Genomic DNA, 21,077 nt, shown 5'->3' with positions numbered 1-21,077 from the left:
GGGGGAGCGAGGCCACCGCCGCGCGTTGACCCGTCTTCAACTGGAGACGGGTCAACCCCCCATGGCGCGTTGAGCCGTCTCTCGTTGAAGACGGGTCAACGCGGGGCGGCGGTGCGTGGGCCGGCGTGGACGGCGCCGGCGAGGGTGCAGCCCAGTGCGAGGACGCCGGCCACGATCAGGCCGGCCGCCAGGTGCCAGCGCAGGAGCACGGCGCCGGCGGCGGCGCCGGCGATGATCAACGACACCGCGAGCAGACGGCGTCCGCTGGAGCCGCTCTTGCCGCTGCCGAAGACCGAGTCCGCTGCCAGCCCCAGGATGGTCGAGGTGACCACCACCGTCGTGACCTCCTTGACGGCGATGAAGCGAGCGGTCGCGCCCTGGATGCCCATCGCGACGCCGAGCAGGCCGGTGGTCGCCAGGGCCAACCCGTGCGGGGTGCGCTCACCGGCGCCGATCAGCGCACCGGCCAGGGCGAACTCGATCAGGGCGACGGACCCGAACAGCAGGGTCGTGCGTCGCGTCCAGGCACCTGCTGCGCTCTTGAGCACCCGGCCGCCGAGTGCGGCTCCAGCCATGAACCCGACCAGCGCGAGCACCGGGCCGAGCAGCGGGAGGTCGTCGGCACCGGTCACGGCCATCCCGAGAATCACCACGTTGCCGGTCATGTTCCCGGTGAACACCCGGTCCAGGCCGAGGTAGCCGACGGCGTCGATGATGCCCGTGCCGAAGGTGAGCACGAGCATCAGACTCAGGTGCATCCGATCGTGGGGGATGGCGCGGAGGCGGTGGACCACGACGACCATTCTCCCGACGCCCACGCGATGCACGACGGCACCCCGGGTGGGTCGACCCGCCCGGACGGCTCGCTCACTCCAGACCGGGGATGACGTCCTGGTCGAGCAGGTGCTCCCAGGTGTCGCCGACGGCGATCGTGCCGCCCTCGATCACCCGACAGACCGACCCGGCGCGACGTCGGAGCACCTCCTGAGCGCCACGTCCGATCGTGTCGTCGAGAAGCCGGCAGGGCGCCGCCACGCGGACGACCTCCAGGAGGACTCCCCCTACCCGCAACCGAGTGCCGGGCTGACGGGAGACGTCCCCGCCGCTGACGGTGACGTTGCGCCGGGTCAGCTCCGCCGGGATCACGCGGCCGAACGCCTCAGCAGCGGCGGCCAGCCCCTCGGCACTCTGCACCGTGACGTGCCGGTGCCGGGTGCCGTGGTAGCGATCTCCGACGATGCCGCGGCCCGTCTCGACCTCGACGTCGGCCACCGAACGCATCGGCAGCCGGGTGGCCTTCGCGACGTGCAGGCCTATGACCTGCGGCTCGACGGACATCGGGACCGTCTCCTGGTCGGGCGCACTCATCCGAGGACCGCCAGGCAGGCGAGTGGGATCAGCCAGCTGGCGAAGCTGCCGACCAGGAAGTACTCGGTGACCTCGTGGATGCCCGGCTCGACCGAGGGTGTCGCCGGATCGGCCGAGCGGGCGGCCGAGAGCTCCGGGAACCGCAGCAAGCCCTTCGCCGCGATGACGATGCCGGCCGCCGTCAGATCGCCGGCCAGCCCGAGACCGAGGATCAGGAGTCGCTCCATCGGTCCGAGCAGCCGGCCTCCCTTGAGCGCCGGCGCCGGCCCGCCGTCGCGGCGGGCGTGGAGTGGGTTCGTGGTGCCGTTGGCGGCCAGGACGAGGCGGACGAGCACGTTGCCCGTCGAGAGCTGGACGGCGAGGACGCCGAGCACGAGGAGTGCACGATCCGGGTCCACTCCCCCAACGAGCGGGGACTCCTCGATCCACTCCGCCCAGAGTCCGCCGGTCTCGGGCGCGATCGGCGCCGCCAGCGCCACCGCGACCACGGCGACGCCGAGCACGAACAGCGGCAGCACCGGGCGATGACGCCCGAAGCCACGAGTGACGCTCTCACCCCAGACGAGTGCCGCGAGGCCGATCAGTGCCAGCCCCACCAGGTCGCGACCGGTGATCCCCACGGCGAGACCGGCGCCGACCGCGACGACGGCTCCCGTCAGGGATGCCCCGCGGTTGCGTCGCGTGACGGAGAACGCCAGGTCGCTCGCCGCGACGCCGATCAGCAGGAGCGCGAGCCAGGTCAACGGTCCGCTCCGATGCCGCTCAGCCACTCGATCATCTGGCGTGCGGTGCCGATCGAGTCCTGACGGATGCGCTGGGAGATCGCCGAGGCCGACACCTGCTCGGCGACGGCGAGTTCAACCTGGGTCATCCCGTCCATGAGACCACGCAGCACCGACAGTGATCGTGGGTCCATTCGACCGATCAGGTCGTCGAGCGCGAGCAGTGCCGCCGTCAACGCCGGATCAGCGGCGGCGCCCACCGCGGCGCTCGCCCCTGCGCCTGCAGTCGCGGTGGCCGCACAGGCCACCGTCGTCCGCACGGCGCGCGTGGCCGGACGCGCGGCGTCCCGCTCGGCTGCCTCGATCGCCGCCCTGGCAGCCCACCACCCGGGGCCGTCCTCGACGCCCGTGGCCGCATCGAGCACCTCGGTGGCACCGATGCCGATGCCGTGACGAACGTCGACGTCGGGCAGCAGTGCCAGTCGCATCCGGGTAGCGGCCGCGATCGCGGCACCCAGCGACGAGGCGTGGCCCTGGTACTCATCACCCACCGTGATGGCGACACGGCACGTCGTCGTCGCGTCCACCTCGCCCAGTGCCGCTTCGAGGCGCCGATGCAGCCCGGGGCGGTCGGCGACGTCGCGCGAGGCGACGACGTCGCCGATGAGAACAATGTCCACATGAAGACAATACCTTCATTTTGCTGAAATGAAGGTATTGGCTTCACGCTTGGAGGATGAGGCCGCTCGTCGGCACGCCCGTACCGGCCGTCACCAGTACCGCCGACGAGGACGCCGCGGCCACCGGGTTGACCGAGGTGCCCCGGATCTGACGCACGCCCTCGGCGATGCCGTTCATGCCGTGGATGTAGGCCTCGCCCAGCTGGCCGCCGTGAGTGTTGAGCGGTAGACGCCCGCCCACCTCGATGGCGCCGTCGGCGATGAAGCCAGGGGCCTCACCACGACCGCAGAAGCCGAGCTCCTCGAGCTGCATCAGCACGTACGGCGTGAAGTGGTCGTAGAGGATCGCCATCGGCATGTCAGCCGGCGAGAGCCCGGACTGACGCCACAGCTCCCGACCGACCACGCCCATCTCGGGGATGCCGATGTCGTCGCGGTAGTAGGAGGTCATCACGAACTGGTCGCGACCACTCCCCTGGGCGGCCGCCGCGATGAACGCCGGCTTCTGTGCGAGGTCGCGAGCACGCTCGGCCGAGACGACGACGATCGCCACAGCGCCGTCGGACTCCTGACAGCAGTCCAGGAGGTGGAGCGGGTCGGCGATCATGCGGGAGGCCTGGTGGTCCTCGATCGTGATCGGCTTGCCGTGGAAGAAGGCGTTCGGGTTGGTCGCCGCGTGCCGACGGTCCGCGACGGCGACAGCGCCGAAGTCGCGCGACGTCGCGCCGTACTCGTGCATGTAGCGCCGCGCCTGCATCGCCACCGTCGCGGCCGGGGTGCCGAGACCGAAGGGGTAGGTCCAGGCGTTGTCCAGGCCGTTGGTGTTCACCTGCTGGGCGACCGCGGTCGAGAACTGACCGAAGCGGTTGCCCGAGCGCTCGTTGAAGCCGCGGTAGGCCACGACGACGTCCGCGACGCCGGTCGCGACCGCCATGGCCGCCTGCTGGATCGTGCCGCACGCCGCGCCGCCGCCGTAGTTGATCCGGCTGAAGAAGCGGAGCTCGGGGATGCCGAGCTCACGCGCCACAGCGATCTCCGAGGAGGTGTCCATCGTGAAGGTGACCAGGCCGTCGACGTCGGCCGGAGTCAGGCCGCAGTCGCGTAGCGCGTGGTGCACGGCCTCGACCGAGAGCTGGAGCTCCGAGCGGCCCGACTCCTTGGAGAACTCGGTCTGCCCGATGCCGGCGATCGCCGCCCGGCCCGACAGGGTGCGCGCGCTCATCGGGCCGTCACCCGGACCGTGCCGATGACGTGCGCGCCGAGCGAGACGGCGCCGGTCACCTTGAGCGTCGCCACGCCGTCCTCGATCGACTCCACCAGACCGGTGAACCGCAGCGTGTCGTAGGGGTAGGCCGGCGCACCGAGACGGATCGAGATGCCCTGCAGCTCCAGGTCGTGACCCAGGGTGTCCTCGACGTAGCGCTGACACAGGGCTGTGGACGTCAGGATGTTCATGAAGATGTCCTTCGACCCGGCCGCCTGCGCGATGTCGCGGTCGTGGTGCACGTCTTGGAAGTCGCGAGTCGCGATCGCCGTCGAGACGACCAGGGTCGGGGTGATCGGCAGCTCCCAGGCCGGGAGCTCCTGCCCGACGGTCAGTGCCTCCATACCGGTCGTGCTCATGCTCGCCTCCAGATCGGCATCGCCAACTCGTCGTCGACGCGGGTGAAGTCGACACGCACGCGCATGCCGATCTCGAGCTCGGTGTCGGTCAGGTCGGTGATCTCCCCGACCATCCGCACTCCCTCGTCGAGGTCGATGAGCGCGAGCAGGATGGGCAGCTCCTTGCCCGGCACCGGCGGGTGGCGGTGCACGACGTAGGAGAACACCGTGCCGAGCCCAGAGGCGACGACATGGCCCCGGTCGAGGGCACCGCAGTCGGGACACGCGGGGCCGGGAGGGTGTCGCAGGACGCCGCAGGCGTTGCACCGCTGGATCCGCAGCTCGCCGACCAGGGCGCCATCCCAGAAGTACTGGGAGTCGCGGTTGATCATCGGGCGCACAGCCATCAGGAGGCCTCCTCGTCACGGCGGCGCGGCACGAACTTCAGCACCCGGAAGAGCATCGTCGCAACGACTTCGGGGCCCTCGGCGTGGTCGACGTACCAGGTGTTGCGGGAGGTGACGAAGTAGCCGACACCCATGCCCGTGGCCTTCGGCCCGACGACCGAGTCCAGCGCGGTCGTCACCCGTAGCCGCTCGCCCACGCGCAGGGTGCGCAGGTAGGTCTGCTCGCAGTTGGTCCCGAGCACAGCGGTGAACCCGAGATCGGTCAGGGCCCGCATCATGCCGTGCAACGGGTCGTCTGCCGGGGGCTTGCCTCCGAGGCCGTACATCGTCCAGACCTGCGCCATCGACGGCGGAGCCTCGCCCTCGCTCCACCGCGGGTTGCTCACCCCCATGGCCTCGAGCCAGTTGTTGATGGTGGGCTGGTTGATCTCGTCGCGGGCGTAGCGCTCGGCACCCTCGCCCAGCGCCACGATCCGCTCGGCCTCGGCCATCACCGCGGCGTGGACGTCGGGAGCCACCAGCTCGCCCGTGGGCGCCGCGGCGCTCTCGGCGCTCACCGGGGCACCCGTGGCAGGCCGAGCCCGAACATGGCGATCAGCTCGCGCTGCACCTCCTGGACGCCACCACCGAAGGTGAGCACGAGGTTCCGCTTGGCCTGGTCGTCGAGGTAGCGCAGCAACCGCTTCGTCTCCGGCTCCGCTGGGTCTCCGTGCCGCTGGATGATCGCGACCAGGTCGGCGGAGAGGTGCTGGACCTGATCGGCAGCGAACACCTTGGACGAGGAGGCGTCGGCGACCTTGATCTCGCCCGAGGCGGCCGCGCGGGCGACCTCCCAGTTGAGCAGCTCGTTGACCCGGAAGACGGCCGTCACGCGACCCAGCACGTCACGGACGTCGGGCGCGTCGAGGACGTCGTGCTCGCGCGCCCAGGCCACGATCCGGTCGCGCAGGCCCTCGATGCGGCCCGCGGGTCCGAGCATCACGCGCTCGTGGTTGAGCTGGGTGGTGATCAGGCGCCAGCCCTGGTTCTCCTCGCCCACGAGCATGTCCGCCGGAACGCGCACGTCGTTGTAGTACGTCGCGTTCACGTGGTGCGAACCGTCGGCGGTGATGATCGGGGTGAAGGAGTAGCCGGGATCGGTCGTGTCGACGATCAGGATCGAGATGCCCTTGTGCTTGGGAGCATCGGGGTCGGTACGCACGGCAAGCCAGACGTAGTCGGCCTGGTGTCCGCCCGTGGTCCACATCTTCTGGCCGTTGACCAGGTAGTACGGGTCGCCGTCGTTCTCGACCAGCCGGGCGCTGGTGCGCAGCGAGGCGAGGTCGGTGCCGGCGTCCGGCTCGGAGTAGCCGATCGCGAAGTGCACGTCACCCTCGAGGATGCGCCGCAGGAAGAGGTCCTTCTGCTTCTCGGTGCCGTAGCGGATCAGGGTCGGCCCCACGGTCTGCAGCGTGACGGCGGGCAGGTGCACGTCCGCGTGCTGCGCCTCGTTGGCGAAGATGGTCTGCTCGACCTCGCCGAGCCCGCGGCCGCCGTACTCCGTCGGCCAGCCGACGCCCATCCAGCCGTCGTCGCCCATCTTCCTGATGGTCTGCTGGTAGAGCGGTCCGTGTCGGTCGCGCCCCATCTCGGCGTGCTCGTCGTGTGAGGCCAGACCGTGGAAGTAGGTGCGGACCTCCTCCTTGAGCGCCCGCTGGTCGGCCGTGAGCTCGAGGTTCTTCGCGGCAACCGACTCGACCGCGACGTCGGAGGCCGTCGCGCCGAGCGTGTGGGCGATGTCGGTGACCCAGGAGAAGTAGTGATGCAACGGGTAGGTCTCGTCGACTCCCATGCCCCCATGGAGGTGGTGGCAGGTCCGCAGGGCCTGGGGCGCCTCGGTGCACGTCCAGTAGGAGGCGGCTGCGAGGTCGTCTCCTGCGGGAAGGCCGTGACCGACCCTCCAGACGGCGTTCTCGGCGACGAGGTCGAGGGTGCGCGAGGCGATGTAGATATCGGCCGCCTGCATCGCCACGGCCTGGAACTCGGCCAGGGAACGGCCGAACTGACGGCGTCCCTTGATGTACTCGGCAGTGAGGTCGCGAGCTCCCGCCACCACGCCGGCAGCGGTAGCGACGAGGCCGGCCACGGCGTGCGCGACGAGCCCGGCCGCGGCGTCCGCCCCGGGCAGGACCTCGGCGGGGGCGCCGTCCAGAACGACGGTGTGGGTGGTCAGGCGAGCCGAGGATCCGGACTCCTCCAACCTGACGCCGGGACCCTGCGGGTCGATCAGCACGACGACATCGCGCCCCTCGCCGGTGGTCGCGTCGCTCTCCCGGGCGGTGACGAGCAGGCGGGTCGCCTCGCCGGCGAAGGTGACGCCGATCTTGCGGCCGGTCACGACGCCGTCCGCGAAGGTCGTGGTCGGGGTGTCGCCGAAACGACGTCCGACCTCACGGACAGCAGGGGTGAGCAGGATGTCGCCGGTGGCGACACCGGGAAGCAACGCCTCCTGCTGCTCGTCCGAACCCGCCGCGACGAGAGTCGTGACACCGCAGCACAGCGTCTCCCACACGGGCAGATGGCGCACCCGGGCCCCGGTCTCGCGCAGCAGCACGGCGATCTCGCCCAGGCCCAGTCCCTCGCCACCGTGCGCTTCGGGTACGGGCAGACCGAGCAGCCCGGCGGCAGCCAGCGCCTTCCAGTCGGCATCGCGGTCCAACGCGTCGGTGACGACGGCGCGGACGGCGTCCAGCGATTCGGCGTCAGCCGGCGAGAACCCATCGGGTTCGTACGTCGGGTGGGTGGCGGCGGCCTCGTTCGCGCTCACGGCATCTCCTCCGGTCCGGTCACATCGCCGAAACTGTAACGTGTTCTAGTCTGTCCGACGACCATCCCATCGAGGAGAGGACGCCGGTGAGCGGTCCGAGCATCAGAGCGCCACGGATGCGCGCGTTGCCCATCCCGATGCCGGACCCGATGGGGTTGGTACGCAACCACGTCTACGTGCCCTTCACCCGGATCCCGTCGGGTCGGCTCGTCGAGCTCCCCGGGCGCGGCACCACCTACGTCACCGACACGCCCGGGCCCTCCGCCCAGTCGCCGACGATCGTGCTGCTGCACGCACTGGGGTGCACCGGTCTGCTCACCTGGTTCCCTGCGATCGCGCCGCTCTCGCGACGCTTCCGGGTCGTCACACTCGACCAACGGTGGCACGGCCAGGGCATCTCGAGCCCGGAGTTCTCCCTCTACGACTGTGCCGACGACGTCGCGGCACTCGCCGACGTGCTCGGCCTGGACGACGTCGTCGTAGCCGGATACTCGATGGGCGGGGTCGTGGCTCAGCGGGTGTGGCGTCAGCACTCCGACCTCGTCTCGGGTCTCATCCTCTGCTCCACCACCGACCGGTTCCAGCTCGCGCCGTACGAGCGGGTCTTCTTCACCGCGATGGGCGCGGGGATGGCAGGCCTGCGCGGCGTGTCCCGCTCCGCGACGGTGGCGCGCGCGACCCGGAGCGCCGCCGAGGCGATCGCGATGGCCCCCACCGACATGGAGACCTGGGCCCTGCGCGAGTTCCGCTCGACCAGCCCGTGGGCTATCGGTCAGGCTCTGGCCGCACTGGGCCGCCACCACTCGCGACCGTGGCTGCACCGCATCGACGTGCCGACCGCGGTCGTCGTCACCACCCGCGACCGCGTGATCCCGCCGTCACGCCAGGTCGGTCTCGCACGCGCGATCCGCGGCGCCACCATGCACGAGGTCGACGCCGGCCATGCGGCGTGCGTCCTGCAGTCGGAGAGTTTCGTCCCGGCCCTCCTGGAGGCTGCGACCACCGTGGCCGCCCGACGGCGCGACTTCGCCCGCTGACGGTGGCCGGTCACGAGGTCTCGCTGGTCGCGGAGGTCGCTCCGCGACCGTCACGAGACCTCACCGATTGATCGTCGGCAACCCCTGTTCGTCGGCGGCGACGGCGGCACGGATGCGGTCGAGTTCGGCCGGGAAGTGCGCGACCAGGGCCTCGGCGTCCGGCACCGACTCGCGGCACGCGATGACGCCGACGTGCAGCCGGCCGTTGTTGCTCATCACGGTGACGTTCAGCCCCGCACCGTGGAAGACCGGCCCCAATGGGTAGAGCCCGAGGATCTCGGCACCCAGGAAGTACAACGGCACCGGCGGGCCGGGCACGTTCGAGATCACCAGGTTGTGCACCACCGGATGCCGCTCGGCCAGCCTCAGCCCGGCATAGGCACGGACGGCGAGGCCGAAGGTGCGGGGTGCGGCGAACTCCGCCCAGTCCTGCAGCGAGTCCGCGCTGATCGCGTCGTGGTGCTCGCGGGCGTTCCGGTTGCGCTCGGCCATGTCGCGCAGGCGCTCGAGCGGGTCGGCGGTGTCGGTACCGAGCCGGGCGAAGAGCGAGGAGACCTTGTTGGCGCCGGCGGAGCGACGAGAGGAGTCACGGACGCTGACAGGCACCGAGGCCAGCAGCGAGCTCTCCGGGAGTTCCCCGCGCTGCTCGAGGTAGGCCCGCAATGCGCCTCCGGTCACGGCGAGCACGACGTCGTTCACCGTCGTGCCCGTGGCCTGCTTGACCGCTCGCACATGCCCCAGATCGACGTCGACCAGCCCGATCGTGCGGTGACCGGTGATGGTGCCGTTGAACGAGGTACGTGGCGCGGTGAGCGGCGCGGCCATCGCCGTCCCGGCGCGGGCCCGGCCGATCGTGCGGCCGACGCCACTCGCCGTCGGACCGACGAGCCGAGCGGCCTGCACCGGCAGCGAGAGCCGCGAGGCGACACCGCGCACGAACAGCTCGCGGCTCCCGACGTCGCGGCTGTGCTGCTCTCCCGTGCCCGACGCCATCGGCTCGGCGTCGGGTTCGAGGGCGCAGAGATGACTGATCAGGTTGCTGCCCGAGACGCCGTCGACGGTGGCGTGGTGCATCTTGGCGAAGCAGACGATCTTGCCGTCGTCGTAGCCCTCGACGATCCACATCTCCCACAGCGGGCGCGACCTGTCGAGCGGCAGACCAGCCAGGTGGGAGGTGAGCTGCACCAGCTCCTTGTAGCCACCGGGGGCGGGCAACGCGAGTCGATGCACGTGTCGCTCGATGTCGAATTGCTTGTCGCGAACCCAGATCGGGTGGTCCAGCCCCATCGGCACCCGTCGCAGTTTGCGCGTGAACGTCGGGACGTCGCGGACGTGGCGCTCGATCTCGCGCTGGAACGCGGTGAACTCGTAGCCCTCGCCGCCGTCGGAACGCGGGGGCATCGTGCTCGGGTCGAGCACGATCATCGCGCAGACGTGCATGAGCTGAGCGGGGGTCTCGAGGTAGAGGAAGCTCGCGTCCAGCCCGGAGAGTCGGTCCATGGACGCATCGTAGGGACGCGCGGCCTTCGGCGGGCGACCTCTAGAGTCGGTCCATGGGCTTTCGTCGTCGCCAGGCCGTGATCGCCGCGCTGACCGCCAACGCGGTGCGCCCGGTGCCGGGGTTCCGCACCGGTATCCCGGCGTTCTTCGCCGGCTGGCTCACCGGTGAGCTCGCGCCCCACCTGCTGACCCTCACCGCGGCCGACGCCGCCGCGCATGCGACCGGCCGACGCCGCGACGTCGCCGGCCTCGCGCTGGCAGGGGCGAGCGCCGCGGGACTGGGCTACCTCATCTCGCAGAGCCGGCGCACGGGTGACGACGTCGAGGAGGCTCTGGTCGAGGGCATCGGCGTGGACTATGTCGAGCAGCTGGACGCGAAGCCGACCCCTGCGGACCTGGCGATCCCCTGGCGTCGGGTGGCGCGCCCGTTCTCGATGCGCGATAAGAGCGTGCGCGTCGTGCGCGACGTGACTTACAGCGAGTTCGGCAAGCGCGGCAAGCTCGACCTCTTCCTACCGCCCGACGAGGCGATCTCCGACGCACCCGTGCTGGTGCAGGTGCACGGTGGCGGTTGGACCATCGGCACCAAGGAGCAGCAGGGCCAGCAGCTCATGCACCATCTGGCCGCCAAGGGCTGGATCTGCGTGGCGATCAACTACCGGCTCTCACCGCGCAGCGCCTGGCCCGCCCACATCGTCGACGTGAAGCGCGCGCTCGCCTGGGTGCAGGAGAACATCGCCGAGTACGGCGGCGACCCGGGATACGTCGCGATCACCGGCGGGTCGGCAGGCGGGCACCTGTGCGCGCTGGCGGCCCTGACGCCGAACGATCCCGCATGGCAGCCCGGCTTCGAGGACGCCGACACCACGGTCCAGTGCTGCGTGCCCCACTACGGCGTCTACGACATGGCGGGCTCTACCGGCATGAAGTCGGCGGTGCAGCTGCGCGACCTCTTCCTGGCGCCCCGCATCTTCAAGACGACCTGGGAGGCCGACCCCGAGGTCTTCGAACAGGCCTCCCCGATCCTGCGCATCACCCCCGACGCGCCCGACTTCTTCGTGCTGCACGGTGCCTTCGACACGCTCGTTCCCGTCGACCAGGCGCGGATGTTCGTCGAGCGCCTGCGCGCCGTGGGCAAGCGCAGCGTCGTCTACGCCGAGCTCCCCGGCGCCCAGCACGCCTTCGACGTCTTCGGGTCGATCCGCTCCGCGCACGTCGTCCGCGCGATCGATCGATACCTGCACTGGCACTGGAACGGCTACCGGCGCGAATCCGCCACCCCCGCGCGTTGACCCGTCTTCAGACAAAGACGGGCCAACACAGAATCGCCCGTTGACCCGTCTTCAGATAGAGACGGGTCAACGTGGGCGCGTCAACGCGGGAGGCCCAGGATCCGCTCCCCCGCGACGTTGCGCAGGATCTGGGTGGTGCCCCCGGCGATCGAGAGACAGCGGGTGTTGAGCATCTCCCACTGGTCCGCGCGGACGGCGTGGTCGGGCACCAGCGCGGCGGCACCGTGCAGCTCCATCACCAGCTCGGAGGCGTCCTGACGGCTGCGGACGCCGAGCAGCTTGGCCACCGAGGACTCCGCGCCGGGGCCTTGCCCGGCCAGCGACCGCAGCACCGTCCGGACGCCGAGCAGCCCGCACACGGTGGCCAGCGCGACCGCGCGGCCGACCGCGACCTGCTCGGACGCCGAGCGCTCGGCGCCGTCGTCGCACAGCGCGACGGCGCGCTCCACGCTCTTGTCCAGCCGGCTCGTCGCCATCGCGACCCGCTCGTTGGCCAGGGTGGTGCGTGCCAGCTTCCAGCCGTCGCCGGGTTCGGCGACCAGGCACTCGTCAGGCACGAAGACGTCGTCGAGGAACACCTCGTTGAACAGCGCCTCGCCGGTGATCTCGCGCAGGGGGCGGATGTCGATGCCCGGTGAGTTCTTCATGTCGACCAGGAAGTAGCTGATCCCCTTGTGCTGCGGCACGTCTGCGTCGGTCCGCGCGAGGCAGATGCCCCAGTCGGCGCGCTCGGCGACCGACGTCCATACCTTCTGCCCGTTCAGGCGCCACCCGCCCTCGACCTTCTCCGCGCGCGTCCGCAACGAGGCCAGGTCCGAGCCCGAACCCGGCTCGGAGAACAGCTGGCACCACACCAGGTCGCCCAGGAGCGAGGGGCGCACGAACCGCTCGCGTTGGGCGTCGGTGCCGTGCTCGAGGATCGTCGGCAGCGCCCATCCCGCGATCACGATGTCGGGCCGGACGACGCCGGCGCGCGCCAGCTCCTGGTCGATCACGATCTGGGTGACGGCGTCGGCGGCGAGGCCGGCCGGGGCCGGCCAGTGCGGCGTCAGGTAGCCCGCGTCGACCAGCGCGGCGCGGCGCGCCTCCTCCGCCGTCGCGGCGATGCCCTCCACCACCGTCCGGACGTCGTCGCGGACGGCATCGTCACGCCCGTCGAGGTCGACGGCGACCTGGCGCCGCGTCCCGCTGACCGCGGCAGCCGTCAAGCGCGAGGCGGAGGCGTCGGCGCCGCCCACGAGCGCACGCAACGCCAGCGCTCGGCGCAGATACAGGTGCGCGTCGTGCTCGTAGGTGAATCCGATCCCGCCGAGCACCTGGATGCAGGCCTTGGCGACGTCGACGGCGCCGTCGAACGCGACCACCTGCGCGACGTCGGCGGCGAAGGCCCACTGCGAGTCACCCTCGTCGTCGCGCGCACTCGGCAGCGCGACAGCGGCGACGTCCCAGGCAGACGCGGTGATCGCCTCGGCGGTCTCGAGCATCTCCGCGCACAGGTGCTTGATCGCCTGGAAGGAACCGATGGGGCGACCGAACTGCTCGCGCACCTTCGCGTACTCGACCGCCGTCGCCAGGCACCACCGGGCGACGCCGGCAGCCTCGGCGCTGGCGAAGGTGACCAGGGTGCGCCGCACCAGATCATCGGTGACACCGACGACCAGGGTCTCCTCGGTCAGGGCACCGGGCGCCAGCTCGGCGGCGGTGAAGCGACGGGTCAGGTCGGGACTCACGGCTTCGGCGCCGTCACGAGCCGCCACGGACGACGCCGGGACGACGTGCCACCGATCCACGCCGTCGGGCAGCAGCACCAGGTCGGCGCCGGGAAGGTCCAAGACGACGTCCAGACGCGGATCGAGGGCGAGAGCGCCGCGGGCGCCGCCGGCGACCGTCGCTCCGGCGGCGGACTCGCTGAGCAGCGATGCCGCGACGACGGTGCCGAGCAGAGCACCGGGCACCAGCTCCCGGGCGCAGGCCTCGAGCGCAACGGCCTGGTCGAGCACCGAGCCGCCCGCTCCGCCGGCAGACTCGGGAACGCCGATGAGCGCGATCCCCATCTCGGTCACGGACTGCCAGATGTCGTCGAAGCTCGCCGTGGCGTCGCCCTCCGCCGCACGGGCCACCTCGACGCCGTCGAGCGACGCCGCCCACTTGCGCAGGCTCGCCGCCAGTTCGACGTGCTCGTCAGAGATGCCGATCGACATGGACTCCCCCTGGGATCGCATGGAAGGTCTACTAGAACGCGTTCTAGTTTCGCGCAGTCTAGTCACAGCCGCTCGGCACGTCCCGAGAGTGCCGACCAGACGACGTCGGGTTGCGCCGCCGCGCCCACCTCGGGGATGGTGCGCCCGTGACCGATGCCTCCGCAGCGCCCACCATGCCCGCCGACCTGCTCGAGCACGCGCTCGCCGCGAAGGGCTTCATGCCCGAGGACGAGGGCCTGCTGCTGCATCGCTACGCCCGCGAGCGACTCCTCCACGGCGCGGCGCTGGAGGTCGGCACCTATTGCGGCAAGTCCGGCATCTACCTCGGCGCCGCCGCCCGCGCGATCGTCGACGAGGACCCCACCCGCATCCCGTCGAACACCCCGGTGGTCTTCACCGTCGACCACCACCGCGGCTCGGAGGAGAACCAGGCCGGCTGGGAGCACCACGACGCGACGCTCGTCGATGCCGAGTTCGGGCTGATGGACACGCTGCCGACCTTCCGACGCACCATCGCGCGCGCCGGGCTGGAGGACTACGTCGTCGCCGTGATCGGGCGCAGCACGACGGTCAGCGCCCACTGGCGCACGCCGCTCAGCCTGCTGTTCATCGACGGCGGCCACGCCGAGGTGCACGCCCAGAACGACTACAGCGGCTGGGCACCGTGGGTCATGCCCGAGGGGCTGCTCGTCATCCACGACGTCTTCGCCGACCCCGCCGAGGGTGGCCAGCCGCCCTACCACGTCTATCTGCGCGCCCTGGAGAGCGGCAGCTTCACCGAGGTCGAGGCGCTCGGATCGATGCGCGTCCTGCGTCGGACCGCAGGGTCAGCGGGCGACCCGGTCGGCTGACGGCGAGCGTCGCGGCCCGCAGCCGCACTCCAGCGCGAACTCCGCGAAGTGGGGCGCCAGCGAGGTGCCCCGCATGATCCCGGAGCCCGGCGTGCTGTGACCGTAGGTCTCCCCCAGCGCGTCCGCAGCGAGGATCACCGCGGCGGCGGTGTACGTCGTCTGCTCGTGCGGCCAGTAGACGTCGAAGGGCTCGCCCTCGGGGCGATCCGGCCCGTCGTAGACCCAGCCGGTCCAATAGCTGCCGTCGCCCTCGCGCAGGTGCTGCATGTCGGTGAACAGCTCCAGCGCACGGCGGTGGTCGCCCACCGCGTCGAGCGCCATCGCGAGCTCGCACGTCTCCGCACCGGTCACCCAAGGGTTGGTGTCGACGCAGTGGATGCCCAGGCCGGGCACCACGAAGTCGTCCCAGCGGGTGGCGAGAAGAGCCGTGGCGTCATCACCACGCACCGCACCGCCGAGCACCGGGTAGTACCAGTCCATGGAGTAGGTCGACTTGTCCGCGAAGAGGTCGCGGTGCGCCCGGACGGCGTGCCCGAGGCGTCCGCCCGCGAGCTCCCACTCCGGCTGCGGGTCGTCGAGCAGGTCGGCGAGGGCGACGCCGGCGCGCAGCGAGTGGTAGACGCTGGAGTTGCCGGTGAGCAGGCAGAAGTCGTCGACCGGCGTCCAGGCGATGCCACCCCACTCGGTCTGCAGGGAGACCACCCAGTCGAGCGCGCTGCGCACGACCGGCCAGAACTCCCGTACGAAGGCGATGTCGTGGCGCACCAGCCAGTGGTGCCAGATCCCGACGGCCAGGTAGGCCGACATGTTCACCTCACCGCGCGCGTCGTCCTCGCGCCCCTCGACGATCTTCATCGGGAAGGAGCCGTCGGCACGCTGCATGGTCGGCACCCAGCGGTAGGCGCGCTCGGCCGCCTCCACCTCGCCGCCGACGAGCATCGCCATCGCGGCCTCGACGTGGTTCCAGATGTCGACGTGCTCACCGGGCGTCCACGGGATCGCGCCCCACGGCTCCTGCATCCGCACGAGGGAGGCGGCCGTCGCGGCCACGTCGCCGGCGGTCATCACGCCGCGGACGTAGGGCAGCTGCTCAGACATCGCGCTCCGGCGCCGAGATCGGCTTGCGGAAGTACAGCACCATGCTCTTGCCGATCACCGGGTCGAGCACCTTGCTCGCCAGCCGCAGGGCACGAGGCTGCTTCATGATCTCCCACACCAGCAGCTTGTGGTACGCCTTCGCTGCCGGGTGCTCGTCGTTCTCGACACCCACCGCGCACTTGATCCACCAGTACGGCGCGTGCAGCCCGTGGGCGTAGTCCTTGCCCTCGAAGATCATCGCCGTGCCCGCGGTGCCGTCGTTGGGCGCCCCGGCCTTGGTGACCTTGTCGATCAACTCGTGGTCGGTGTAGATCCGGATGTGACCGCCGGGCGCGTTGTGGTAGTCGGCCGACAGCTTCCAGTTCACGACCTCGGGGAACCAACGCGGCACCGTGATGGCCAGCGTGCCGCCGGGTCGCAGCACCCGCACGAGCTCCTTGATGGCGTCGACGTCGGCCCAGATGTGCTCGAGCACCTCCGCGGCCACGATCCGGTCGAACTCGCCGTCGCCGAAGGGCAGCGCGAGGGCGTCGCCCTGCTTGATGTCGGCCGAGGCGCCCTCGGGCACCTCGCCGGCCTCCTTCATCGCGCCGAAGAGCTCGAGCACGCCGGCGAGCTCGTCGGCGTCCATGTCGAAGGCCACGACGTCGGCGCCACGTCGGTAGGCCTCGAACGCATGGCGTCCGCCGCCACAGCCCATGTCGAGGATGCGGTCGCCGGCACGCAGGCCCAGGCGGTCGAAGTCCACGGTCAACATCAGTCGGTCTCCTTGGCGGCGTCGGGGCCCGTGGCCCGCTCGGCGTTGAACTCGTCGATCACGTCCTGGTAGGCCTCGGCCACCTGCTGGGCGACGGCGCGCCAGCTGAAGAGCTCCTCGACACGGGCCCGTCCGGCAGCGCCCATGCGCGCCCGCCGCTCGGGGTCGTCCAGCAGCGCGGCGAGCGCCGCGCGCAGCGCCTCGACGTCGCTCGGCTCGACCATGTCGGCGCAGAGGCCGTCAGGCCCGACGACCTCGGGGATCGCTCCGGCACGCGAGACCACGAGCGGCGTCGCGCAGGCCATCAGCTCGGCGGTCGGCAGCGAGAAGCCCTCGTAGAGGGACGGCACGCAGGCCAGTTCGGCCGAGCCCATCAGCTCGACGAGCTCCTCGTCGGTGAGGCCGTGGGCGAAACGGACGTGAGCGCCGATCGAGAGCTTCTCGATGAGCTTCTCCGTGCGACCGCCGGGCTGCGGCTTGGTCACGAGCACGAGCTCGATGTCGCGCTCGGTGCGGAGCTTGGCGAACGCCTCCAAGAGCGTCGAGATGCCCTTCAACGGGGCGTCGGCGCTGGCCATGGCCATGATCCGGCCGGGCACGCGCGGCGCCGTCGGCGGGACGAACTTCTGGTCGACGCCGAGCAGGATCACCTGCATCCGCGCGGGATCCACGCCGAAGTCCTTGGCGATGTCGCGCTTGGAGGTCTCCGACGGCGTGAGCACCTTGCGGGCCTGGCGTGCGACCCGGCCCTGCATGCGCAGGAAGCCGTACCAGCGGCTCAGCGTGAACTTGCGCCACGGGTTGCGTGTCTGACTGATGTCGATGCGGCGGTCGAACGTGATCGGGTGGTGGATCGTGGTGATCAGCGGGAGCCCGTAGCCCTCGATGTCGAGCATCCCGCTGCCCAGCACCTGGTTGTCGTGGGCGATGTCGAAGTCGCCCGCGCGCTCCTTGAGGATGCGCGAGATGCGACGACTGAACGTCTTCGGCTCGGGGAAGCCGGCCACGCACATGGTGGCGAACTCCTCGACGTCGATCAGGTCGCGGAACTCCCGCAGCTTCGGCACCCGGAAGGGGTCGGTCTCGCGGTAGAGGTCCAGGCTCGGGACCTTGGTGAGCACCACTCCCTCGTCGAGCTCGGGGTAGGGCTGGCCGGACAGCACCTCGACCTCGTGGCCGAGCGCGACCAGCTCCCGGCTGAGATGACGCAGGTAGATGCCCTGCCCGCCGCAGTGCGGCTTGCTGCGGTAGGACAACATCGCGATACGCATGCGGCGAGTACTCCTCGTGGTTCGAATCGGTCTGTGCTGAGACCGCTGGGCTCGTGACGAGTCCAGATGCATCGACATCGACGCCGCACAAACTGGAACGTGTTCCTATTATGGCCCACGCGTTGCTAGCCTAGCGACAAAGCATTCAACAGCTCGGTCTCCCCGGCGCATTCCACCGACGTAGCGCGCCCGATCCGGAAGCCCGCGCGTCCACCGTCTTCCGGCACCATGGGGGTGACCAGACCTTGAGTTCGGCGAGCACGATCACCACCAGCAATGCCACCGCATCGACGTCGGAGGAGGCCGGTTCGGCCGCCCAGCGCGACCGTCGCAAGCGCATCCTCGATGCCACCTTCGCGCTGGCGACCGAGGGCGGATTCGACGCCGTGCAGATGCGGGCGGTCGCGGAGAAGGCGGACGTCGCCCTGGGCACCCTGTACCGCTACTTCCCGTCGAAGGTGCACCTGCTGGTCTCCGCTCTGGCACGCGTGCTGGAGCGCACCGAGACCAACACCCGGGCGCACGAGGTCCCCGGGGACACGTCCGCCGATCGCGTCATCTTCGTCATGAAGCGGATCACGCGCGGCATGCAGGGCGATCCGCGGCTGACCGAGGCACTGACGCGGGCATTCATGTTCGCCGACGCCTCCGTGGCTCAGGAGATCCACGTCGTGGGCACGCACCTGACCTCGATCCTCACCCACGCGATCCGTCCCGACGCCGACGAGGCCACCCCCGAGGACGTCGTCATCGCGCGGGTCATCGGCGACGTCTGGCTCTCCGCACTGGTCGCCTGGGTCACCGGCCGCTCCACCGCCGCCCAGACCGGCTCTCACCTCGAGACGGCGATCGCCCTGCTGCTGCGCGACTGAGCGCACGTCACCCGTCACCCGCCACCGGCACCCGGTGGTCGAGGTCGCCGGTGGTTGAGGAGCGAGCGCCAGCGAGCGTCTCGAAACCCCCGACGGCCAAGGCAGCACCCGGACTCACCGGGTCTCGTGACGGTCGCAGAGCGACCTCCTCGACCACCACCCCGCGGTGGTCGAGCCTGTCGAGACCCAGCGCTCGACCAGCTCGACGACCGGGCTCGGCCCCGGCGACCGGAGCGCTCAGCCGCCGACCGACGGTGCGGTCGTGCCGCCGAGCGGGATCGGGTCGAGCCCGAGCTTGCGGTGGTCCCAGGAGCGCACGCGCTCGACGTCCAGCCGGACGACGACACGGTTCTTCGCCATGATCTCGACGATCGGGCGCAGTTCCTCGGTGTAGGGCGCGTTGTAGCGCTCGAAGATGCGCACGCACACGTCCCACACGACGTCGGGGTCCTCGACGATCGCGGCCGTTCCCTCGAGGGAGACGCCGCGCAGCTCGTCGTAGGTGTGGCCCGCTTCGACCAGCACGCTCATCCGCGGGTCGCGGCGCAGGTTCTGCACCTTCTGCGACTTGCCCTTGGTCTCCAGCCAGATATGGCCGTCGTGCCACGCGTACCACATCGCCACGAGGTGGATCTGGCCCGATGGCCCCGTGCTGGCGCATGTGGAGGAGCGCTGCTCGGTGAGGAACGCATCGACCTCGGCGTCGCTCATCACGATCTGCCCACGCTGGTTGGCCATCTCAGCCTCCGAAGGCGTGGGTCGCGGTGACGCCACCGTCGACGGCCAGCTCCGCGCCGGTCATGTAGCCGGACTCGTCGCTGGCGAGGAAGACGTAGACGGGCGCGATGTCGGAGGGGTGGCCCACCCGCCTGAGCGGCACCTTGGAGGCGCCGAACTCCATCGCGGCGTCACCGCCGTGGACGCGCGTCATCGGGGTGTCGATCATGCCCGGGTGCACCGAGTTGACCCGGATGCCATGACGGCCGAGTTCCATCGCCGCGCACTTGGTCATGCCGCGGATCGCCCACTTGGTCGCCGCATAGGCGGTGCAGCTCGCCATGCCGGCCAGGCCCTCGACCGAGGAGGCGTTGATGATCGAGCCGCCACCGTTCTTTCGCATCCCGCGCGTGACGGCCTGCATCCCGAGGAACGTGCCCATCTGGTTGACCCGCCACAGCAGCTCGACCTCGCTGGGCTCCTGACGCTCGATGTCGCCGAACCTCAGGATCCCGGCGTTGTTGACCAGCACGTTGACCGGCCCGAAGCGCCCGGTGGCGTCCTCGACGACACTCGCCCACGACGCCGCGTCGCTGACGTCGTGCTGGGCGAAGTGGGCTGCGTCACCGAGCTCGTCGGCCAGCGCCTGGCCCTGCTCCTTGGCGACGTCGGCCACCACGACCCGAGCACCCTCGGCGACGAAGGCTCGCGCGATCTCAGCGCCCTGCCCCATCGCACCGCCGGTGACGATCGCGACCTTGTTCTCCAGCCGTCCCATGTCGGCTCCCCCCTCAGACCGTGAGCTTCATGATGGAGTCGGCGGCGAAGCCCTCCGACGGGTCGCGGTCGGCGAACCAAGCGCCGAGTTGCGCGTCGAGGTCCGACGCCGTCCAGACGTCGCCCGCCTTGTCGAAGCGCGGCGCCACGCCGGGGGCGGCGACGGCGGCGATCATGCCGCCGTAGACGACGAAGACCTGCCCGGTGATGGCATCGGCGGCCGGGGCGGCGAGGTAGGCCACCAGCGGCGCGACGTGCTCGGGCGAGTACGGGTCGATCGTCATGCCGGAGGTGTCCTCGCCGAAGACCGCAGCCGTCATCGCCGTGCGGGCGCGCGGGCAGATCGCGTTCGCGCGCACGCCGATCTTGCCCAGGCCACGCGCCGTGGAGAGCGTCAGGGCGGCGATACCGGCCTTGGCCGCGGCGTAGTTCGCCTGGCCCGGGGAGCCCCCGAGGAACGCCTCCGAGGCGGTGTTGACCACGCGACCGTAGATCGGCGCGTCGGCCTCCTTGGACTTCTGTCGCCAGTACGACGCGGCGTTGCGCGAGAGCAGGAAGTGACCACGCAGGTGCACGCGGATGACGGCGTCCCACTCGTCGTCGCTCATGTTGAAGATCATCCGGTCGCGCGTCATGCCGGCGTTGTTCACCACGATGTCGAGGGACCCGAAGCCGTCGACGGCGGCCGCGACCATGGCGTCGGCGGTGCTGCGCTCGGCGACGTCACCCTCGACGATCGCGACCTCTCCCCCGCGGTTCTTGATCTCCTCGGCCGCCTCGTCGGCGGCACCAGGCAGGTCGTTCAGGACGACGCGCGCACCGGCGTCGGCCAGAGCGAGCGCCTCGGCGCGCCCGAGACCGGCACCCGCGCCGGTGACGACGGCGACCTTGCCGTCCAGAGAGGTCGTGCTCACAGGTTCTCAGTCCTCCAGGGTGATGGCGGCTCGCGGGCAGGCCGCGACCGCTCGCTTGACGTCGGCGATGTTCTCCGGCGTGGTCTCCTCGGTCTTGACCACGAGGTAGTCGTCGTCGTCGAGCTCGAACACCTCGGGGGCCATCGCCTCGCAGAGGGCGTTCGACTCGCACAGGTCGAAGTCGACCTTGATCTTCATCGCTGCT

At 70.7% G+C, this 21,077-nt stretch carries 22 protein-coding genes; 4 read left to right on the top strand and 18 right to left on the bottom strand.

Annotated features, from left to right (window positions below; all coding sequences use genetic code 11):
* Positions 1 to 95: 95 nt before the first annotated feature.
* The 9 genes from KSO97_RS14880 to KSO97_RS14840 form a co-directional block, all read right to left on the bottom strand.
* Positions 96 to 794, bottom strand: coding sequence for a YoaK family protein (locus KSO97_RS14880; RefSeq protein WP_232680226.1), 699 nt, complete (start codon positions 792 to 794; stop codon positions 96 to 98).
* A gap of 73 nt (positions 795 to 867) precedes the next feature.
* Positions 868 to 1,338, bottom strand: coding sequence for an MOSC domain-containing protein (locus KSO97_RS14875; RefSeq protein ID WP_232680224.1), 471 nt, complete (start codon positions 1,336 to 1,338; stop codon positions 868 to 870).
* A gap of 26 nt (positions 1,339 to 1,364) precedes the next feature.
* A complete protein-coding gene (locus tag KSO97_RS14870; protein WP_232680222.1) occupies positions 1,365 to 2,138 on the bottom strand; it encodes a hypothetical protein in 774 nt (257 codons plus the stop codon).
* Positions 2,108 to 2,770 (bottom strand): SatD family protein, encoded by a 663-nt coding sequence (locus tag KSO97_RS14865; protein WP_232680220.1) that lies wholly within the window; start codon positions 2,768 to 2,770, stop codon positions 2,108 to 2,110. Before KSO97_RS14865 ends, KSO97_RS14870 begins: the two co-directional genes overlap by 31 nt.
* Positions 2,771 to 2,813: 43 nt before the next feature.
* Positions 2,814 to 3,992, bottom strand: a complete 1,179-nt coding sequence (locus KSO97_RS14860) for a lipid-transfer protein (RefSeq protein WP_232680218.1) — start codon at positions 3,990 to 3,992, stop codon at positions 2,814 to 2,816.
* Positions 3,989 to 4,393, bottom strand: coding sequence for a MaoC family dehydratase (locus tag KSO97_RS14855; protein WP_269782562.1), 405 nt, complete (start codon positions 4,391 to 4,393; stop codon positions 3,989 to 3,991). Before KSO97_RS14855 ends, KSO97_RS14860 begins: the two co-directional genes overlap by 4 nt.
* Complete coding sequence (locus tag KSO97_RS14850; protein ID WP_232680216.1) at positions 4,390 to 4,779, bottom strand: Zn-ribbon domain-containing OB-fold protein; 390 nt, start codon at positions 4,777 to 4,779, stop codon at positions 4,390 to 4,392. Before KSO97_RS14850 ends, KSO97_RS14855 begins: the two co-directional genes overlap by 4 nt.
* Entirely contained in the window at positions 4,779 to 5,336 is a 558-nt protein-coding gene (locus KSO97_RS14845; RefSeq protein WP_232680214.1) for a MaoC family dehydratase N-terminal domain-containing protein, read from the bottom strand. Before KSO97_RS14845 ends, KSO97_RS14850 begins: the two co-directional genes overlap by 1 nt.
* Positions 5,333 to 7,585, bottom strand: coding sequence for an acyl-CoA dehydrogenase family protein (locus KSO97_RS14840; protein ID WP_232680212.1), 2,253 nt, complete (start codon positions 7,583 to 7,585; stop codon positions 5,333 to 5,335). Before KSO97_RS14840 ends, KSO97_RS14845 begins: the two co-directional genes overlap by 4 nt.
* A 116-nt stretch (positions 7,586 to 7,701) precedes the next feature.
* Here KSO97_RS14840 and KSO97_RS14835 point away from each other — a divergent pair, with 116 nt between their 5' ends.
* The gene (locus KSO97_RS14835; protein ID WP_232680210.1) at positions 7,702 to 8,622 is read left to right on the top strand and encodes an alpha/beta fold hydrolase; all 921 of its coding nucleotides are present in this window, start codon (positions 7,702 to 7,704) and stop codon (positions 8,620 to 8,622) included.
* Positions 8,623 to 8,682: 60 nt separating this feature from the next.
* On the opposite strand, the gene KSO97_RS14830 is transcribed toward KSO97_RS14835, so the two are convergent.
* A complete protein-coding gene (locus tag KSO97_RS14830) occupies positions 8,683 to 10,122 on the bottom strand; it encodes a wax ester/triacylglycerol synthase family O-acyltransferase (RefSeq protein ID WP_232680208.1) in 1,440 nt (479 codons plus the stop codon).
* A 53-nt stretch (positions 10,123 to 10,175) separates the two neighbouring features.
* Between KSO97_RS14830 and KSO97_RS14825 the strand changes: the two genes are divergently transcribed.
* On the top strand, positions 10,176 to 11,414 hold the full coding sequence (locus tag KSO97_RS14825; RefSeq protein WP_232680206.1) for an alpha/beta hydrolase: 1,239 nt from the start codon (positions 10,176 to 10,178) through the stop codon (positions 11,412 to 11,414).
* 80 nt (positions 11,415 to 11,494) lie between these two features.
* Here the strand turns inward: KSO97_RS14825 and KSO97_RS14820 are convergent, their stop codons facing one another.
* Positions 11,495 to 13,615 (bottom strand): acyl-CoA dehydrogenase, encoded by a 2,121-nt coding sequence (locus tag KSO97_RS14820; RefSeq protein WP_232680204.1) that lies wholly within the window; start codon positions 13,613 to 13,615, stop codon positions 11,495 to 11,497.
* Between the two features lie 146 nt (positions 13,616 to 13,761).
* Here KSO97_RS14820 and KSO97_RS14815 point away from each other — a divergent pair, with 146 nt between their 5' ends.
* Positions 13,762 to 14,466, top strand: coding sequence for a class I SAM-dependent methyltransferase (locus tag KSO97_RS14815; RefSeq protein WP_232680202.1), 705 nt, complete (start codon positions 13,762 to 13,764; stop codon positions 14,464 to 14,466).
* Here KSO97_RS14815 and KSO97_RS14810 read toward each other — a convergent pair.
* Genes KSO97_RS14810 through KSO97_RS14800 form a run of 3 tightly spaced genes read right to left on the bottom strand, consistent with a single transcriptional unit; the run spans position 14,443 to position 17,592 of the window.
* On the bottom strand, positions 14,443 to 15,564 hold the full coding sequence (locus KSO97_RS14810; protein ID WP_232680200.1) for a prenyltransferase: 1,122 nt from the start codon (positions 15,562 to 15,564) through the stop codon (positions 14,443 to 14,445). The two genes, KSO97_RS14815 and KSO97_RS14810, sit on opposite strands and share 24 nt — an antisense overlap.
* Positions 15,557 to 16,321: a class I SAM-dependent methyltransferase gene (locus KSO97_RS14805; protein WP_232680198.1), complete on the bottom strand. Its 765-nt coding sequence runs from the start codon at positions 16,319 to 16,321 to the stop codon at positions 15,557 to 15,559. Before KSO97_RS14805 ends, KSO97_RS14810 begins: the two co-directional genes overlap by 8 nt.
* On the bottom strand, positions 16,321 to 17,592 hold the full coding sequence (locus KSO97_RS14800; protein WP_232680197.1) for a glycosyltransferase family 4 protein: 1,272 nt from the start codon (positions 17,590 to 17,592) through the stop codon (positions 16,321 to 16,323). Before KSO97_RS14800 ends, KSO97_RS14805 begins: the two co-directional genes overlap by 1 nt.
* 245 nt (positions 17,593 to 17,837) lie before the next feature.
* On the opposite strand from KSO97_RS14800, the gene KSO97_RS14795 reads away from it, so the two are divergent.
* Positions 17,838 to 18,464 (top strand): TetR family transcriptional regulator, encoded by a 627-nt coding sequence (locus tag KSO97_RS14795; protein ID WP_232680196.1) that lies wholly within the window; start codon positions 17,838 to 17,840, stop codon positions 18,462 to 18,464.
* Between the two features lie 237 nt (positions 18,465 to 18,701).
* Here the strand turns inward: KSO97_RS14795 and KSO97_RS14790 are convergent, their stop codons facing one another.
* Genes KSO97_RS14790 through KSO97_RS14775 form a run of 4 tightly spaced genes read right to left on the bottom strand, consistent with a single transcriptional unit; the run spans position 18,702 to position 21,070 of the window.
* A complete protein-coding gene (locus KSO97_RS14790) occupies positions 18,702 to 19,202 on the bottom strand; it encodes a pyridoxamine 5'-phosphate oxidase family protein (RefSeq protein WP_232680195.1) in 501 nt (166 codons plus the stop codon).
* A gap of 1 nt (position 19,203) precedes the next feature.
* Entirely contained in the window at positions 19,204 to 19,959 is a 756-nt protein-coding gene (locus tag KSO97_RS14785; protein ID WP_232680194.1) for a glucose 1-dehydrogenase, read from the bottom strand.
* Between the two features lie 13 nt (positions 19,960 to 19,972).
* Positions 19,973 to 20,872 carry a 3-oxoacyl-ACP reductase gene (locus KSO97_RS14780; protein WP_232680193.1) on the bottom strand — a complete coding sequence of 300 codons (900 nt, stop codon included), beginning with the start codon at positions 20,870 to 20,872 and terminating at the stop codon, positions 19,973 to 19,975.
* 6 nt (positions 20,873 to 20,878) lie between these two features.
* A complete protein-coding gene (locus KSO97_RS14775; RefSeq protein ID WP_232680192.1) occupies positions 20,879 to 21,070 on the bottom strand; it encodes a ferredoxin in 192 nt (63 codons plus the stop codon).
* Between the last annotated feature and the right edge of the window lie 7 nt (positions 21,071 to 21,077).

This window comes from Nocardioides sp. R-C-SC26 (assembly GCF_021246465.1).
Lineage (GTDB): Bacteria > Actinomycetota > Actinomycetes > Propionibacteriales > Nocardioidaceae > Nocardioides.
The sequence above is the reverse complement of the archived record's forward strand: the minus strand, read 5'-3'. Positions and strand labels throughout refer to the sequence as shown.

Coding starts and splice junctions, on each gene's coding strand:
- KSO97_RS14875 (WP_232680224.1), bottom strand. CDS start 1,338: ATGTCCGTCGAGCCGCAGGTCATAGGCCTGCACGTCGCGAAGGCCACC.
- KSO97_RS14860 (WP_232680218.1), bottom strand. CDS start 3,992: ATGAGCGCGCGCACCCTGTCGGGCCGGGCGGCGATCGCCGGCATCGGG.
- KSO97_RS14855 (WP_269782562.1), bottom strand. CDS start 4,393: ATGAGCACGACCGGTATGGAGGCACTGACCGTCGGGCAGGAGCTCCCG.
- KSO97_RS14850 (WP_232680216.1), bottom strand. CDS start 4,779: ATGGCTGTGCGCCCGATGATCAACCGCGACTCCCAGTACTTCTGGGAT.
- KSO97_RS14835 (WP_232680210.1), top strand. CDS start 7,702: ATGCGCGCGTTGCCCATCCCGATGCCGGACCCGATGGGGTTGGTACGC.
- KSO97_RS14830 (WP_232680208.1), bottom strand. CDS start 10,122: ATGGACCGACTCTCCGGGCTGGACGCGAGCTTCCTCTACCTCGAGACC.
- KSO97_RS14825 (WP_232680206.1), top strand. CDS start 10,176: ATGGGCTTTCGTCGTCGCCAGGCCGTGATCGCCGCGCTGACCGCCAAC.
- KSO97_RS14820 (WP_232680204.1), bottom strand. CDS start 13,615: ATGTCGATCGGCATCTCTGACGAGCACGTCGAACTGGCGGCGAGCCTG.
- KSO97_RS14810 (WP_232680200.1), bottom strand. CDS start 15,564: ATGTCTGAGCAGCTGCCCTACGTCCGCGGCGTGATGACCGCCGGCGAC.
- KSO97_RS14805 (WP_232680198.1), bottom strand. CDS start 16,321: ATGTTGACCGTGGACTTCGACCGCCTGGGCCTGCGTGCCGGCGACCGC.
- KSO97_RS14800 (WP_232680197.1), bottom strand. CDS start 17,592: ATGCGTATCGCGATGTTGTCCTACCGCAGCAAGCCGCACTGCGGCGGG.
- KSO97_RS14790 (WP_232680195.1), bottom strand. CDS start 19,202: ATGGCCAACCAGCGTGGGCAGATCGTGATGAGCGACGCCGAGGTCGAT.
- KSO97_RS14785 (WP_232680194.1), bottom strand. CDS start 19,959: ATGGGACGGCTGGAGAACAAGGTCGCGATCGTCACCGGCGGTGCGATG.
- KSO97_RS14775 (WP_232680192.1), bottom strand. CDS start 21,070: ATGAAGATCAAGGTCGACTTCGACCTGTGCGAGTCGAACGCCCTCTGC.